The sequence below is a fragment of the Vreelandella arctica genome (assembly GCF_037070215.1).
Lineage (GTDB): Bacteria > Pseudomonadota > Gammaproteobacteria > Pseudomonadales > Halomonadaceae > Vreelandella > Vreelandella arctica.
This window is the reverse complement of record NZ_JBANSN010000013.1, coordinates 87,861-103,472: the sequence shown is the minus strand read 5'-3', so window position 1 is coordinate 103,472 and position 15,612 is coordinate 87,861. Positions and strand designations below refer to the sequence as shown.

Annotated in this window: 13 protein-coding genes; 2 read left to right on the top strand and 11 right to left on the bottom strand. The window is 54.9% G+C overall.

The features are described from left to right. Positions 1–25 precede the first annotated feature (25 nt). From hrpA to V8L70_RS13455, 4 genes are all read right to left on the bottom strand, one after another. Positions 26–4,030 carry an ATP-dependent RNA helicase HrpA gene (gene hrpA / locus V8L70_RS13470; RefSeq protein ID WP_336269633.1) on the bottom strand — a complete coding sequence of 1,335 codons (4,005 nt, stop codon included), beginning with the start codon at positions 4,028–4,030 and terminating at the stop codon, positions 26–28. A gap of 240 nt (positions 4,031–4,270) precedes the next feature. Further along, on the bottom strand, positions 4,271–5,956 hold the full coding sequence (locus V8L70_RS13465) for an AMP-binding protein (RefSeq protein ID WP_336269631.1): 1,686 nt from the start codon (positions 5,954–5,956) through the stop codon (positions 4,271–4,273). A 208-nt stretch (positions 5,957–6,164) separates the two neighbouring features. Beyond that, positions 6,165–6,944, bottom strand: a complete 780-nt coding sequence (locus V8L70_RS13460; RefSeq protein ID WP_336269630.1) for a class II glutamine amidotransferase — start codon at positions 6,942–6,944, stop codon at positions 6,165–6,167. Positions 6,945–6,990: 46 nt separating this feature from the next. After that, a complete protein-coding gene (locus V8L70_RS13455) occupies positions 6,991–7,416 on the bottom strand; it encodes a hypothetical protein (RefSeq protein ID WP_008959522.1) in 426 nt (141 codons plus the stop codon). Between the two features lie 62 nt (positions 7,417–7,478). On the opposite strand from V8L70_RS13455, the gene V8L70_RS13450 reads away from it, so the two are divergent. After that, positions 7,479–9,572, top strand: a complete 2,094-nt coding sequence (locus V8L70_RS13450) for a S9 family peptidase (protein WP_336269627.1) — start codon at positions 7,479–7,481, stop codon at positions 9,570–9,572. A 253-nt stretch (positions 9,573–9,825) separates the two neighbouring features. Then, positions 9,826–9,981 carry a hypothetical protein gene (locus tag V8L70_RS13445; RefSeq protein ID WP_008959524.1) on the top strand — a complete coding sequence of 52 codons (156 nt, stop codon included), beginning with the start codon at positions 9,826–9,828 and terminating at the stop codon, positions 9,979–9,981. 11 nt (positions 9,982–9,992) lie between these two features. On the opposite strand, the gene V8L70_RS13440 is transcribed toward V8L70_RS13445, so the two are convergent. The 7 genes from V8L70_RS13440 to dnaX are packed head-to-tail and all read right to left on the bottom strand — an operon-like array spanning position 9,993 to position 15,509. Then, a complete protein-coding gene (locus V8L70_RS13440) occupies positions 9,993–10,448 on the bottom strand; it encodes a YcgN family cysteine cluster protein (protein ID WP_336269624.1) in 456 nt (151 codons plus the stop codon). A gap of 34 nt (positions 10,449–10,482) precedes the next feature. Beyond that, complete coding sequence (locus V8L70_RS13435) at positions 10,483–11,058, bottom strand: acyl carrier protein phosphodiesterase (protein ID WP_336269622.1); 576 nt, start codon at positions 11,056–11,058, stop codon at positions 10,483–10,485. 12 nt (positions 11,059–11,070) lie between these two features. Then, positions 11,071–11,385 carry a YcgL domain-containing protein gene (locus V8L70_RS13430; RefSeq protein ID WP_008959527.1) on the bottom strand — a complete coding sequence of 105 codons (315 nt, stop codon included), beginning with the start codon at positions 11,383–11,385 and terminating at the stop codon, positions 11,071–11,073. Next, complete coding sequence (rnd, locus tag V8L70_RS13425) at positions 11,385–12,518, bottom strand: ribonuclease D (protein ID WP_008959528.1); 1,134 nt, start codon at positions 12,516–12,518, stop codon at positions 11,385–11,387. The genes V8L70_RS13430 and rnd overlap by 1 nt, the downstream gene beginning before the upstream one ends. Before the next feature lie 46 nt (positions 12,519–12,564). Next, positions 12,565–13,170, bottom strand: a complete 606-nt coding sequence (recR, locus tag V8L70_RS13420) for a recombination mediator RecR (RefSeq protein ID WP_008959529.1) — start codon at positions 13,168–13,170, stop codon at positions 12,565–12,567. Between the two features lie 3 nt (positions 13,171–13,173). Continuing rightward, positions 13,174–13,500, bottom strand: coding sequence for a YbaB/EbfC family nucleoid-associated protein (locus tag V8L70_RS13415; RefSeq protein ID WP_008959530.1), 327 nt, complete (start codon positions 13,498–13,500; stop codon positions 13,174–13,176). Between the two features lie 59 nt (positions 13,501–13,559). Then, positions 13,560–15,509, bottom strand: a complete 1,950-nt coding sequence (gene dnaX, locus V8L70_RS13410) for a DNA polymerase III subunit gamma/tau (RefSeq protein ID WP_336269614.1) — start codon at positions 15,507–15,509, stop codon at positions 13,560–13,562. Positions 15,510–15,612 lie beyond the last annotated feature (103 nt).

Genomic DNA, 15,612 nt, shown 5'->3' with positions numbered 1-15,612 from the left:
TTCCAGCGCCTTTTTCAACCACTTGCTAAACGCTGATGAGCTCTTGCCAACGCTTTTCAAGGCGCTTCACTGATACGGGCATACGGGTGCCCAACTGCTGTGCAAACAGTGACACCCTTAGTTCTTGCAACCACCAGCCAAAGGTCACTAACGCTGGGTCTTCTACATGTCCCCGCCGCTCACTTTCTCGGCGGGCGTCAAAACGGGCCTCTAGTGCTTGGACGTCCTGCGTCATCATTTGATCGCGACCGCGTTCACGAGCGGCTTTTTCGAGACGAAGTAGCGCCGCCTCGGTGTAGCGTGGATATTCATCCAGCCACTCGCCAGCATCGCGTATAAACCCTGGATAAACCAAACGCTGCATTTGCGCACTAACATCGCTGTAGACCAGGGCCAAGGCAAAATTGAGCTTACCTTTTAACACCTTTCTGACCGCCAAATGACCTTGTAGTGCGGCTTCTACCTTCACCAGCAGTGCTTTTGCTTCTTCAATGAGCTGATTCTGAGTGGCGGCCAGCCGCTCACTGAACTCCCCTTCTGAGCGCGGCAGTGGGTGCTGTGCAACGACCAGGGTAAACACCGCTAACAGCAAGTCTTCAAACAGGGCTTGCTTACTGCCCACTTTGGCAAATAGCAATGCGCACTTCTCCACACCTGGCAGTTGCTTTATCGCTTTTATCTGTTCGGGCAGCTTGGCAATCGCCAGTCGGGCGATGCCCTCCTGGTGCGCGGCGTCAGCTTTTGCAGGGTGATCAAACAGAGCGACTTTGAACTCGCTGGCGTCGGCGACTAGCGCAGGATACGCCTCAACACGAATACCTGCCTGGGTGGTGACACGTGAAGCAGGCAGCGGCGCTTTAGGCAACCCTGCAACGGCAGGCTCAGAACTCACCTGTTCGGCTAACGCCTGGGCACCAGCGCTGGCTGCAGCTTCAAAGCGCTGTTCCAGCGCCCGTAGATCACGCCCCTGGCCAAGGGTTTCTCCCGCATGATCCACCACGCGAATATTCATGATCAAATGCGGTTCGAGCAAATCCAAGCGCCAGTCGTCCGGATGCACCCGCGTTGATGTGCGGCGGCGAATAAATTCCCCTAACGCCTCGGTTAACGGGCGTTGATCGGGCACCAAGGTTTCCAGCGCGGCATCCACCCAGTCTGGGATCGGCACTACCTGGCGACGAATGCTTTTTGGCAGCGACTTCAGCAGCGCAATACACTTTTCGCGCAAAAGCCCCGGCACCAGCCACTCCAGCGAATGCACCGGTACTTGCGGCAGCATAGCGGCGGGAACGGTCAGGGTGACACCGTCATCTTCAGCTTCCGGGTCAAAGTGATAGCTCACCGGATAGGCGACGCCAGCAAGGGTTAAATGATCAGGGTACTGCGCTTGGGTAACGTCGTCCGCGTTGCGTGCTTTAAGCGAATCGATATCAAAATGCAGTAATTGCGGATCTTGCTGCTCGGCCTGCTTGCGCCAGTGCTCAAAGCCCTTGCCGTTAACGATCTCCGCCGGGATCCGCTGGTCGTAAAAGTCATAGAGCGTGTCTTCATCGACCAGAATATCTCGACGCCGAGCACGGTCTTCCAGGGCTTCGACTTCGTCAATCAGCGCGCGATTATGGGCAAAGAAGGCGCCTTTGGTGAGAAACTCTCCTTCCACCAGCGCCCGGCGTATAAACAGCTCCCGGGACTCTTGAGGCGCGATTGGCCCGTAGTGCACCCGGCGCCGCGCCACGATCGGCAGTCCAAACAATGTAACCTGCTCAAAGGCCACGACCTGCGACCGCTTCATCTCCCAGTGCGGTTCGCTGTAGCTGCGCTTAACCAAGTGCTGCGCCTGGGGCTCAATCCACTGCGGTTCGACTTTGGCCACGGTGCGGGCAAACAGCTTGGAGGTCTCCACCATCTCAAACGCCATGATCCATTTGGGCGACTTCTTGGCCAATCCAGAGCCGGGGTGGATCATAAATTTACGATTGCGGGCGCCGAGATACTCGCGGTTCTCCACCAGAGTACCCAAATTGGAGAGCAGCCCTGAAAGCAGCGCCTGATGAACTTTACCGGAGGTTTTACGTCGTGCCTGCTTAGCCTGCTCTTCGCTCTCTTCTTCATCGCGTACAGGCGGCGCGGGCACGTCGATATCCATATCGCGCAGCAGTTGACGAAGCTGACGGAAGGTATCGTGCCACTCGCGCATGCGCAGGTAGTTGATGTAGTGATCACGGCACCAGCGGCGCAGTTGATTGCCCGACAGCGCCTCCCGGGCGTTCTCAATGCCGTGCCAGAGGTTCAGCAAGGCGACAAAATCCGAGTCCGGATCGTGCCAGCGTTGGTGGGCTTGATCGGCGGCTTGTCGTTTGTCAGCAGGCCGGTCACGCGGGTCTTGAATGGCCAGCGCCGACACCACGATCAGCACATCGCGCAGGCTGCCGAATTCGGCACCCGCCAACACCATGCGCGCTAGGCGTGGGTCAATCGGCAGCCGCGCCAGCTTACGGCCAAGCGGCGAGAGATGCTGTCGCTCATCGACGGCACCCAGCTCGAACAACAGCCGAAAGCCATCTTTAACAAAGCGGCTATCGGGCGGATCTACAAACGGAAACGCCTCAATATCGCCAAGTTTGAGGCCCAGCATCGAGAGAATCACCGATGCTAAGTTGGTGCGCTGAATTTCGGGGTCGGTAAAACCAGACCGGGATAGAAAATCCTCTTCGCTGTAGAGGCGAATACACACGCCTTCGGCGATCCGGCCACAGCGCCCCTTTCGCTGATTGGCGCTGGCTTGGCTGACCGCTTCCACCGGCAGGCGCTGAATTTTGGAGCGGTAGCTATAGCGACTGATACGCACCAGCCCTGGGTCGATCACGTAGCGAATGCCGGGCACCGTTAGCGAAGTTTCCGCGACGTTGGTGGCCAGCACGATACGCCGCCCTCGATGAGGCGCAAACACGCGATTCTGCTCTTCATTGGAGAGCCGGGCGTAAAGCGGCAGAATCTCGGTCCCCTTTAAATCGGCACGGCGCAGAATATCGGCAGTTTCACGAATTTCACGCTCGCCGGGTAAGAACACCAGCACATCCCGGGGGCCATGCAGCCAGCCTTTCTCACGCTCAATAGCTTCGATCTCACCCACCGCGTGCAGGATTCCCTCTTGGAGCGTGCGGTCTTCCTCATCCTCGTCGTCACGTATTAGCGGCCGATAGTGCACTTCAACAGGATAAGTACGCCCGGTGACTTCAACCACCGGGGCAGGCGTTGTAGCAGTGCCAAAGTGTTTAGCAAAGCGATCGACGTCGATTGTCGCTGAGGTAATGATGATCTTCAGGTCGGGGCGCTTAGGTAGCAAACGCTTTAAATAGCCGAGCAGAAAATCGATATTGAGGCTACGTTCGTGGGCTTCATCGATAATGATGGTGTCGTAGCGCAGCAGCAGCGGATCGTGCTGGGTCTCGGCCAACAAGATCCCATCAGTCATCAATTTAACCAACGTACTCGGGCTGCTCTGGTCAGTGAAGCGCACCTGATAGCCTACTTGGTCGCCGAGAGAGACCTGCAGCTCTTCAGCCAAACGCCCTGCAACGCTGCGGGCAGCCAGACGACGCGGCTGGGTGTGACCAATCAAACCGCGGCGACCACGTCCAAGCTCCAGACACATTTTAGGTAGCTGGGTGGTTTTGCCTGACCCGGTCTCCCCTGCCACCACCACCACTTGATGATCGCGTATCGCGTTAACGATGTCTTCTTTGCGTTCAACTACCGGTAGTTCGGGGGGATAGTTCAGCGCGACTTGCTGGGTTTCACGCAGGCTAAGCTGTTGCTGAGAACGGTCGAGTTCACGCTGCACTTCATCCAAACCACGGCTGATGGGCTTGTTGTCGCGCTGACGGCGATATAAGCCCGCCAAGCGACGCTCCAGCCGCTCTGCATCGCGCAGCATCACACTCCCTGCCGCCTGTTGCAGCGACGCGAGACGTTGGCTATCGGTAGGGGCTGGGGATGTGTCGGTGGTCACGATTGAGTCGGCTTCCATTCACTTGGGCATTTAACAAGAGACATTTAGCTAGAGATATAAAAAATCAACCCGCTCAATTGAGCGGGTCGTATAGTGTAACGCTTTCATCTCCACGACGCCTAACCACAAAGCAAACAGAAAGTGGGCGAGTCCAGGTCTCCACAAGGGCGCTGTGAACCCGTCCGTGGGCGCTACTTTCGCCATCCATGGCGAAAGACCCTTGTTACAACCTGCCCTCGCCCGCTAATCGAGTGTTTATTAATGACTATCTGATGACGTTTTTGAAGGCTCTTCGTCGCGCAGCTGGCGGCGAAGTACTTTGCCCACGTTGGTTTTGGGCAGCTCATCTCGAAACTCGATGATTTTAGGCACTTTATAGCCGGTTAGCTCTTTTTTGCACCAGTCACGCAGCGTTTTCTCATCAAGCTGGCTATTTTTGCTCACCACAAACAGCTTAATCGCTTCGCCAGCATTTTCGTCCGGCACACCCACCGCTGCCGATTCAAGAACGTCCGGGTGGGCAGCTACCACATCCTCGACTTCGTTAGGATAAACATTGAAGCCGGAGACCAGGATCATGTCTTTTTTACGATCCACGATGCGGATATAGCCATCATCCTGCAGCACGGCGATATCACCGGTGTGGAACCAGCCATTCTCATCAATAGAAACCTGGGTTTCGTCTTCACGCTGCCAGTAGCCTTTCATCACCTGCGGCCCTTGCACGCACAGCTCCCCAGGCTCGCCCATCGCCACGTCATTGCCATCCGCGTCAACAACTTTTACTGCGGTGCCTGCTACCGGCTTGCCAATGGTGCCCAACTGAATCGCATCGGTGGGATTGAAGCTTACAATAGGTGATGTTTCCGTTAGGCCGTAGCCCTCAGCAATCGGGCAACCGGTGGTTTTTTCCCAGCGCTGCGCCGCGGCTTTGGTCAGCGCCATACCACCGGAGATTGTCAGTTTCAGCTTGGAGAAATCGAGCTGCTTGAAATCGTCCCGGTTACATAGCGCATTAAACAGCGTATTGAGGCCGATGAAAGCGGTGAACGGCAATCCCTTAAGCTCTTTGACAAAGCTATCCAAATCGCGAGGATTGGTAATCAACAGAGAGTGGTTGCCCGTTTCCATTAAAAATAAGCAGTTAACGGTAAATGTGTAGATGTGATAAACCGGTAGCGGCGCAATGACTAGCTCTTCGCCATCGGTTAAATGGGCGCCAATGGCTTCGCGGGCCTGGAGCATATTGGCGATTAGATTACGATGGGTCAGCATCGCCCCTTTCGGCATTCCCGTCGTACCCCCGGTGTATTGAAGCGCAGCTAGATCATCATGCGTTCTCTTGACCTCGGTATGGCTTAACGAGGCACCTTTTTTCAGCGCATCGCGAAAGCCAATTGCACTGGGTAGCGAATAGGCCGGCACCATTTTTTTAACGTGCTTCACCACTGCATTGATTAGCCAGCGCTTGGGCACATCGTGCAAGTCAGCTAATTGCGTGACTAGCACGTGTTTGATGTCTGTTTTATCGAGCACTTTCTCCAGCTTATCCGCCATGTTGGCCAAGATTAAAATGGCTTTAGCATTGGAGTCTTTGAACTGGTTAGCCATTTCCCGCTCGGTATATAGCGGGTTGGTATTGACCACCACCAGCCCCGCCCGAAGCGCGCCAAATACCGCCACCGGAAACTGCAGTACGTTAGGTAGCTGGATCGCGATCCGATCCCCGGGCACGAGGTCGGTTTCGTGCTGCAGCCAAGCGGCAAAGTCTGCTGACAGGCGGTCAAGGTCGGCGAAGGTTAGCGTTTTCCCCATACAGGAAAACGCAGGCTTGTCCTTAAAACGCTCTACTGCGGTATGAAAAACATCCGTGACTGAATCGTATTGATCCAACCCTTCAAGCGCTGGGCCACGTAAAACGGCGGCGTTGGCGTGTTCGCTCATGGGCAATCTCCGCTATTGGTGTCGGCGTAAGTCACCGACCTTGTTGTTGTCGCTAAGCTCTGTCTGAAAAATAAGTCAAGAAGCCCAACGATATACGACCTACAACAGGCTGTAAAACGATCGATTGAAACTTACGTTTCAACTTTAGCCCATGGTCGGGTTCGCTTTATTGGCTGCTTCTCTCATTACAATTTAGTAGTTCGTTCGTTTATGGACAGTAACGCGCCTGGATTTCTCCATCGCGCCATACCAATAGCTCACCCGGCACCATGCGCTGCCAGGCTTCGTTGTGGGTGAGAGGTTCAGTGGCAATCACTGAAACGATGTCGTCAGGCGTGGTATGTTCGGCAAAATTCACCGTCATTTCAGCGTCAGAAAGTTCCGCATCGCCAAAAGGCGCACAGCGGGTGATATGGGCCAGTTTGGTGGCACAAAACGTATATAAATAGCGACCATCCGAGAGCAGCATATTGAAGACGCCCAATGCCCTGAGTTGCTCACATAGCTGATGCAAGCGCTCCCAAAGAACTTCGGGTTCCGCAGGTGGGGTAGGAAACTCACGACGAATCTCTCCCATTAACCAGCAGTAGGCGTATTCACTATCAGTGCCGCCAACCGGCGTGTAGTTCCCTAATACTAGGCTCTCCCAGCCAGTTAATTGGCCATTATGCGCATAGCACCAGGGGCGCCCCCACATTTCACGGGTGAAAGGATGGGTATTGGCAAGCTTTACGCCGCCCACATTCGCTTGACGAATGTGACTGATCACCACGTTAGACTTAATGGGATAGTCGCAAATCAGCCTCGCGATGGGCGAGTCAACTGAGGGATGGGGATCACGAAAATCGCGGTAACCGCCCTCTTCATAGAAGGCGATTCCCCATCCATCGCGGTGGGGGCCGGTGCCCCCACCACGATGCAAAAAGCCCGAAAAGCTAAAACAGATATCCGTAGGCACATTGGCGCTCATGCCAAGCAGTTCACACATACGCTTCACACATGCTTAAACACCGAACAGCTGGTTAAGGGGTTCATTAACCAATCACCGGTTCACGACGACGAGAAGGCGGCTGGTCATCATTAGGTTCCTCTTCTTGTGTCACATACTCAGCATTGCTAGAACGACGCCACCACCACAGGGCGACACCAATAAGCGCGCCTAGCGCCATACCCAACACCAGCCACATCAGCCCGCCACGCAGCGCTGATCCGTTATTTTCTAGAAAGCCAACCGCTGCCACCATCGCCGAAGGTGCCCAACCGGTATAGAATTCACCCTCTTCAATCAACGGCAACCGGAAACTGGCGGGTGTCCATATCGCTCCAGCGACAGCCCACGTCATCACTAAGCGCGGCAAGCGAGGCAGGAAAGTAAACGCAAAGTAGACCGCGACAATCACTAACAGCGACAGACCGTAATAACTCAACCACAGCAGTGATGTTGAATTTGCAAACAGCATAATACCCCTCATGTGGGTGAACTCACCCGACGTTGATTTCCCGTTATGGTACCTATCAATTTATGAAAGCACAGCTAGGCATACAATCAGGCTTACCCGCTGCGCGATATTATCGCGCTAATGACCCGCAATGGCACTGGTTAGAAGAGCGCGAAAACACTGAAGTGAGCGACTTTTTAGAAGCCGCCAACCAGCAACAAGCCGATTGGTTTACCCCGCTAGCCCCGCTAGAAGAAGCGTTATACCAGGGCCATCTAGCGCGGCGCGAATTAGCCATCACTAGTCTTAAGACACCACTTGATCACTTTACGTTCTGGAGCAAGACCGGCGCCAAAGACGACTACCCAAGCTGGTGGCGTCACCCCAATAACCAACCTGAGCAATATGAATGCTTCTTCGATGTTAGCGCCCGCGCCGCCGAGCATGACTTTTACGACATGGGCGACATGGCGCTTTCACCCGACGAGCAGTGGCTAGCGTGGACAGAAGATACCCAAGGAGACGAACGTTTTACGCTCTGGTTGAAAGCCTTACCCAACGGGGCACCCGTTCAATTGCTCAGCGATATTGGCGCTGGCCTATGTTGGGCAGAAGACCAAACGGCCGATACGGCTACCCTGTTCTTCACCCGCTTTGATGACACCCAGCGCCCCGACAGCGTATGGCGCATACCGCTACGCCTGGATAACCCCAGGGCCTCGTTGGCGCCTGAGCTGGTGCTGCGCGAGGAGGATCCGGAGTTTTGGGTTGGCATTGGCAAAACACGTTCACGGTCATGGCTGCTGCTCGAAAGCGGCTCAAAGGACACCAGTGAGATTCACTTGCTGCCAGCGCATACGCCAATAGCAACGCCGACCTGTATCCAGCCCCGCCAAGCCGGCGTCGAGTACAGTATCGACCATCGCCCGGGCAACTTTTATCGCCTGCATAATCAAGCAGGTGCTCACTTCCAGCTTGATTATCTACCGGAAAGCCAGCTTGGCCAGCGCCAATTAGGTTGGCTAACCTTAATCGATCACCGTGAAGAGGCCACGCTTGAAGGCGTTGATGCGTTCTCCTGGGGGCTAATGCTGGGTGAGCGCGACCATGACCAAGCGCAGGTGCGTTTAAGGCGATTAGTGTTTGACGCGCAGCATGCCTGCACATTGGATGAGTATCTTGCCCTGCCCGAACAGCCATGTTCACAACTGCTGGAAGATGCACCGCACTTTGATAGTCAGATACTGCGCTTGCGCGAAGAGTCGTTTACCCAGCCACCCAGCTGGTTCGCGCTTGATCTCACCAGCGGCGAGCGAACGCTACTCAAGCGTGCCCCCGTTTACGGCAATCTTCAGCCTGAGCAATTAATCAGTAAGCGCCTATGGGCCACCAGCCATGACGGTGAGCAAGTACCGGTATCGGTGGTCATGCGCGCCGACCTAGCGAATCAGCCTTTACCCACGCTGCTGTATGGCTACGGTGCTTATGGCGAGGCGCTAGATCCTTGGTTCTCTATCGCCCGGTTAGAGTTACTAGAGCGCGGCGCAGCTTTTGCTGTTGCTCACGTGCGAGGTGGCGGTGAGCGAGGTGAACCTTGGTATTTAAACGGCAAGATGGTCCATAAGGAAAACAGCTTCCATGATTTCCTGGCAGCGCGCGAGGCACTGGTTGAGCAAGGCGTCAGTGATCCGCGGCATGTCGTTGCCTATGGCGCCAGCGCAGGTGGGCTACTGGTTGGCACCTGCATTAACCGTGCACCTGATGCATTCTGCGCCGCCCTGCTGGATGTGCCCTTCTTGGACGTGCTGCGCACGATGCAGAACCCGGAACTTCCCCTGACGACCGCAGAGTACAGCGAGTGGGGGAACCCCGAAGACCCAGAAGTGACCGAGCGAATAGCCGCGTACTCCCCTATCAACAATATCAAGGCGCAGGCGTACCCAGCCCTGTGGATTGAAGGCAGCTGGTTTGACACCCGAGTCAGCTACTGGGAGCCGGCCAAATTTTATGCCCAGGTATCACGGCAGCAGCAGGGTTCAGCGCCGATTCTAATGCGTACTGATATGAGCAGCGGACACGGTGGCGCATCCGGGCGTTTCAAAGCCTGGCGCGATACGGCGCGGCAAGATGCGTTTATTCTTTGGGCGTTGGGGTTGGCAAAGCACTCTCAAACTTAGCTGACATAAATTGCTAATTATAACTTATTTCTACTTCTTGGCAGTGCTACGGCGCTGCTTTTTAATAACTAGACTTAATTTGATGAAAAGTTTTATGAAAATATTTTCCACAAACTATTCACTCGCTCACGGCTCTGCGTCATACTACACCTTAGTCGCATACACTAACGTCTAGTCCCTGTCTGTAAGCCCGATTTATAAGCTCGTTTTATAAAAAATGCTTATGACAGCTCTTTAGGAGTCAATAGAAGCCATGAAATACCAAGATCACTTCCCGACAATTTGGGACGCTCCTCGTAAAACTAGCGCCAAACCCGCTAGCCAGGCGCCAGCTAAAAAAGCACTTTCACCGGTTAAAGAAGCGTTTTTATCTATTTGGGATACCCCAAAGCGCCAGCCCAGCGCTTAAAACGTAAGGGATTACATCGGCAGCACGGCAATGATGTGTGACTCCAGCTGCTGCTCAGGTACCTCATCTTGAGAAACAGCAAAACCACGCACACTGATGCCTTTACGGTGAACCCGTTCGGCGTCATTGCTTAACAGCGGATGCCAGCCCGACAGCTTGCGCCCCTCTGCCACCCGCCGATAACCACAGCTTTGTGGTAACCAAGTGAACTCCTTGACCAAGGCGGGAGTAAGCTGGGTGCAGTCGGGAACCGTTTTAAAACGGTTCGCATAATCGCTGCACTGGCAGCTATGGGTATCCAGCAGGCGGCAAGCTACGTTCAGTACTGCCAGTTCCTGGGTATCCTCGTCGTGCAACTTTAGCAGGCAGCACTGCCCACAGCCGTCGCATAGCGCTTCCCACTCCTGGGGCGTCAACTCTTCTAGGGTATAGCGCTCCCAAAAACGCTCACGCATCGCGGTTTCCATCGTTTTCTCCTTCACTACCACACAGAAACACGTCCTATAGTGGTGTATCAGTGTGGCTTAATTCTGCCAACAGCGCTGGCCATAAAGCCTGAAAATCGCCCTCTAGCGCTTGGTAATCGTCGTGCAGCCAGGGCACCAGAGCGGCAAGCTGATTCGGGCCAGACAATCGCTGGCCGATTCCCGCAACAGCGCGGCAGGTAAACGCGAAATCAGCGTAGCCTCTTAACCAGTCGTGCTCGACAAGTGATGGCACCATGCCCGCCAGCCGGTTCGGCGCAGAGCGTGCTAAGAGCAGTCGATAGCAGCGTTTTACAATCACTTCCTGGTCAGCCTGCCCCGCCGTATCACGGGCCAGAAAATGATCCCACACCATGTCGAGCGCAATGCCCGCATAGCGGCGCTGAGCAGGCGGGGCGCGTCGCCGCGCATTCACAACGCTCGGATGACTATCCACCCAGGCATCCACCCGGCGATGATGGCGAATGCCTAGCGCCGTGGCCGCCGGCCATTCACTTAAGTCGCGCCCCTTAACCCCATCGGCAATTAAATTGCCGTAGAGAAAATCATCGCTACCCGCCCTGACGAGCCAAGCATGGGCAAGAAAGTTCATGTAAAGCTGACGCTACTCATTGTCAGAACGCGCATTAGAATGCGAGGCCACATGGGCGCGATGTACGTCGAGCAAGTAGGCCTCTTTAGGCGGTGGCATCTGTAAATAGAAGCCTTTATCGTTAATACCTTCGACCACATCGGCCGCATTAACACGTGACAATTTTTTATCAGCTGTTAGCAGCATGGTAAAAACCGGCACCGGCTTACCAAACGTTTCCAGCAGTGGCTCTGGAATATTTGCCAATCCTTGACGTTTATCTACGTACAAATACATTTCATCTTTACGGGAGCTTTTGAACACCTCGCAAATCATTTTGTCGCTCATTATGGTCGCTCCTCAAGGGCCTGGGCCAGCGCAGCATTCAAATATTCTCCCCGCCAACCGCTCGGCCAGGTGCAAGGCTCGCCCGCCAAGTCCTGCATCACCAGTGTTTCAATATCACGGCGGCGCAGCAGCATTTCCGGTGCCACACCTAAGTCATTGGCTTTCGCCGTCACCGCTTTTTTAAGTGCCTTAAAGCGCGTTTTAAATGATGGATGCATAGGGTCTGGCCAACGTGTCGGCAGTGACGCTTCATCGCAATGCTGCGCCTGCTTCACCATTGCCAAAAGAGCATCACCCTCTTTTTTAATTAGCACCGGCTTAACGCCTTCCACTTCAGCGAGCTCGAAGCGGTTGCTGGGCATCTTTTCGGCGATGGCGAACAGTAACTTATCGCTAATGAGCCAATTGCGTGGCAAATCGCGACGGCGTGTTTCGCCTTCACGCCACGTAGTCATCAGCCGATACGCTTCCATTTGACGGGGCAGTAAGCGCCATAATTGGCGTTGACGGGTATACCACTGTTGATCGTTATCAACGCTACGGCCGGCCTGCTCAATCAAGCTAGCGCACTCAGCATCCACCCACTCGCGACGGCCTAGCGTAGTGAGCTTTTCAGCCTGTAGCGTCCAGACTTTTAATAAATAGATAACGTCCAGCGCGGCGTAATGGCACTGCGCAGGCGACAGCGGACGCACTAGCCAGTTTGAGCGTGTTTCCTCTTTAGGCAGCGTTTCACCGACCCAAAATTCGACCAGTTTTTGATACCCCATTCCTGGATTTTCACCCAAAAAGCCTTGTACTACCTGGGTATCAATTAAAGGTACGGGTAACACCCCTGCCCAGTGCTGAAAAACCTCCAGGTCCTCGCTACAGGAGTGGAGTAACTTAATCGCCCTGTTTTGCAGTAGAGCACGGAATTTATCAGTACACGGGACAGCCACCGGATCAATCAGATAAGCCTCTTCACCCGCGGTGAACTGAATCAACGCAGGCACTGGAAAGAACGTATTCTCTCGGAAAAACTCGGTATCCAGAGCAATCACAGAAGCATCGGCTACTTGATCGCACGCAGCATCAAGCGCCTCTGGAGTATCAAGCCATTGAAAAGAGGGAGTAAGAGAGGACAAAAGCATTCTTCCAAGTTGGCGCAAGCGCTGAAGCGCTTGCGTTTAGATAGGCTTATTCGCTGGCAAAAGGCAGGCGACCATTAAACGCGCGACTCAAGGTGCCGCCATCAACATACTCCAGCTCACCGCCCATCGGGACGCCATAGGCAAGCCGCGAGAGTTTGACGCCATATTCTGCTAACTGTGAGGCAATATAGTGAGCTGTCGCCTCCCCCTCGATAGTAGGGTTCGTCGCCAACACCACTTCTTCGACGAGCCCTTCTGCGACACGTGCTTCTAACAAATCCAAACCAATCGATTCTGGGCCAATGCCATCTAACGGCGAAAGGTGACCGTGCAGTACAAAATAGCGGCCTTTAAAGCCTCCGGCCTCTTCAATCGCTAACTGATCGGCAGGTGACTCCACCACACACAGCAACGCATCATCGCGGCGTAGGCTTTCGCACAGCATGCAGATGTCGGCTTCAGTGAGCGTGCGGCAACGTTGACAATAGCCGACTTCTTCAATGGCTTGTTGAATAACTGCAGCGAGTCGCTGCCCCCCTGGGCGTTCACGCTCAAGCAGGTGCATCGCCATGCGCTGGGCCGTTTTAGGCCCAACGCCTGGCAGTACGCGAAAAGCATCCATCAACTGCTCAACGAGAGGAGAAAAACGCATTGCTTAGAACGGCATCTTAAAGCCGGGCGGAAGGCTCAAGCCAGCGGTCGCTTCTTCCATTTTTTCTTTAGAGCTAACTTCCAATTTACGCACCGCATCGTTGACTGCCGCGGCTAACAAATCTTCCAAAAGCTCTTTGTCTTCTTCCATGACGCTGGGGTCAATGGTCACGTTTGACACGTCGTGCCGACCATTCATCGTGACCTTGACCATACCGGCACCCGCCTCGCCCTGCACTTCGGCTTTGGCGACTTCTTCCTGGGCTTGCTGCATTTTTTCCTGCATCTCTTGGGCTTGTTTCATCAAGTTGCCCATTCCACCTTTAAGCATGGTCTAGTCTCCAACGTGGTTAAAAGATAGGTCGATATTGCGATGGTATGTGAGACAGCTTAGCGCATTTCATCGGCTGGCTTAACGCTGGATTCTATCAGCTTTGCCCCAAACGCCTGCTGTAATTTCTGTACATGGGGATCGTGATTGAGTAGATCAACCGCCTGGGCATGCCGCTCTTGATTAAGACGCTCTTCGCGCTGCCGGGGTGTTTCCAGGCTATTAGACAACTCAGCCACGTAAAACGCTATTCGCCGCGGCATGCCCTGCTCTTTTAGCGCCCGTTCAATACGTGTTTGGTGCACCTCCGCCCGCATGGCCTCCTGGCTAGGATCCAGGCGAAGGGTCAACAGCGTGCCATCATCACTCTCGACCAAACAGTTGCCTGCTAGATTTCGCGTCAAACCGCCCAACCCGAGTGCATCAAAGCATTGCAACCATTTTGCGTTGTCCAGCATACCAGCCGGGGCCACCGAAGCAGGTTCCTCCTGCGCAGGAGCAGGATCAGCTGTCAACTCGGGCGCTGGCGATGAAACCGGTTCCGGCGCTGTTGTTGATTCTGCTACAGGCGCTGGCTCAACCATAGCCGCGGACTCGGGGCCTTGATCAGGCGCGCCAACCTCTGACGATGGTGTTTCATTCTCGACAATCCAAGGAGGGAGCTCTTGTAACGGCGCCCCCTCTTCAGCAGCAGGTGGGGGCTCGGGCTGGGGTTCTGACTGCGCTTCTGGCGTGGACTGCGCTTCTGGAATGGACTGAACGTCAGGCGTTGTTTTCGTTTCTGGCGTGGGCGCTGGCGCTGATGCAACCGTGGCCGGCGCAGGAACGTGAGTATTCGTTTCTGACGCCACCTCGCCCGTAGGCTCGCGACGCAGGGGCAGCGGCGTACGTGGCGGTTTCGGCACGCCTTGAGGACGAAACGCCAGCATGCGCAGCAGTGTCATCTCCAGGGCGCTGCGCAGATCCGGTGCGTGCACCATATCCCCGCGGCCCTGAATACCGATTTGGTAATAAAGCTGAATATCCTCGGCGGTAAAGCGGCTCGCTAGCTGCAGAATAACATCGCGGTCGCCGTGACTATTATCAACCGCATCCGGCACCATTTGCGCCACCGCCAAGCGGTGCAGAATGCTGGAAAGCTCATCCAGCACCGCGGCAAAATCCGGGCCTTGTTCTGCCAACTCAGCCACTTCGGCCAGTAAGCGCTGCACATCCACATCGGCCAGGGCTTCTGCTAGCCCAAGAATATGACGATGATCCAAGGTGCCCAGCATGGCAGCCACATCCGCATGGCGAACCGCCCCCTGGCCAAACGCGATGGCTTGGTCGGTCAGGCTCATGGCATCGCGCATTGAACCTTCGGCCGCTTTACCCAGCAGCCACAACGCGCTCTCATCAAATGCAACGCCCTCTTCCCCTAGTACGTAAGTGAGGTGCTCCACTACGCGCTCAGGCGGCATATGTTTGAGGGTAAATTGCAGGCAGCGCGAGAGTACCGTCGGCGGCAACTTTTGCGGATCGGTGGTCGCTAGTAGGAATTTAACGTGAGGGGGCGGCTCTTCCAGCGTTTTCAGCAGCGCATTAAAGCTGCTGGTGGAGAGCATGTGCACCTCATCAATCAGGTACACCTTGTAGCGCCCTTGGGTCGGCGCGTACTGAACGTTATCGAGTAGCTCGCGGGTATCTTCCACCTTGGTTCGAGAGGCTGCATCGACCTCAATCAGATCAACAAAGCGTCCTTCATCAATAGCTTGGCAGCTATCGCACTGCCCACAGGGGGTAGAGGTAATGCCTTCATCACCACGCCCGTTGGCCGTGCAATTCAAACATTTGGCGAGTATGCGCGCCAAGGTGGTTTTACCCACCCCACGGGTACCTGTAAAAAGATACGCATGATGTAAACGCCCCTGGTCAAGGGCATTTACCAAGGCGCGTTGAACATGGGCCTGACCAACGAGTTCGTGGAATGTGCGGGGTCGCCACTTGCGGGCCAGAACCTGATAGCTCATGAAGCTGTACTTCCTTCAGCGGGCTAACTTACCTCGCGCTGAAGACAGCGCAAGGTAAGTGCCACGGTGCATAACAATGTGTCATTCTAGCGGTTGCACCATA

Bases quoted from the DNA above. Each gene is read 5' to 3' on its own strand.
- hrpA (WP_336269633.1), bottom strand. From the start codon at position 4,030: ATGGAAGCCGACTCAATCGTGACCACCGACACATCCCCAGCCCCTACC.
- V8L70_RS13465 (WP_336269631.1), bottom strand. From the start codon at position 5,956: ATGAGCGAACACGCCAACGCCGCCGTTTTACGTGGCCCAGCGCTTGAA.
- V8L70_RS13460 (WP_336269630.1), bottom strand. From the start codon at position 6,944: ATGTGTGAACTGCTTGGCATGAGCGCCAATGTGCCTACGGATATCTGT.
- V8L70_RS13455 (WP_008959522.1), bottom strand. From the start codon at position 7,416: ATGCTGTTTGCAAATTCAACATCACTGCTGTGGTTGAGTTATTACGGT.
- V8L70_RS13450 (WP_336269627.1), top strand. From the start codon at position 7,479: ATGAAAGCACAGCTAGGCATACAATCAGGCTTACCCGCTGCGCGATAT.
- V8L70_RS13445 (WP_008959524.1), top strand. From the start codon at position 9,826: ATGAAATACCAAGATCACTTCCCGACAATTTGGGACGCTCCTCGTAAA.
- V8L70_RS13440 (WP_336269624.1), bottom strand. From the start codon at position 10,448: ATGGAAACCGCGATGCGTGAGCGTTTTTGGGAGCGCTATACCCTAGAA.
- V8L70_RS13435 (WP_336269622.1), bottom strand. From the start codon at position 11,058: ATGAACTTTCTTGCCCATGCTTGGCTCGTCAGGGCGGGTAGCGATGAT.
- V8L70_RS13430 (WP_008959527.1), bottom strand. From the start codon at position 11,385: ATGAGCGACAAAATGATTTGCGAGGTGTTCAAAAGCTCCCGTAAAGAT.
- rnd (WP_008959528.1), bottom strand. From the start codon at position 12,518: ATGCTTTTGTCCTCTCTTACTCCCTCTTTTCAATGGCTTGATACTCCA.
- recR (WP_008959529.1), bottom strand. From the start codon at position 13,170: ATGCGTTTTTCTCCTCTCGTTGAGCAGTTGATGGATGCTTTTCGCGTA.
- V8L70_RS13415 (WP_008959530.1), bottom strand. From the start codon at position 13,500: ATGCTTAAAGGTGGAATGGGCAACTTGATGAAACAAGCCCAAGAGATG.
- dnaX (WP_336269614.1), bottom strand. From the start codon at position 15,509: ATGAGCTATCAGGTTCTGGCCCGCAAGTGGCGACCCCGCACATTCCAC.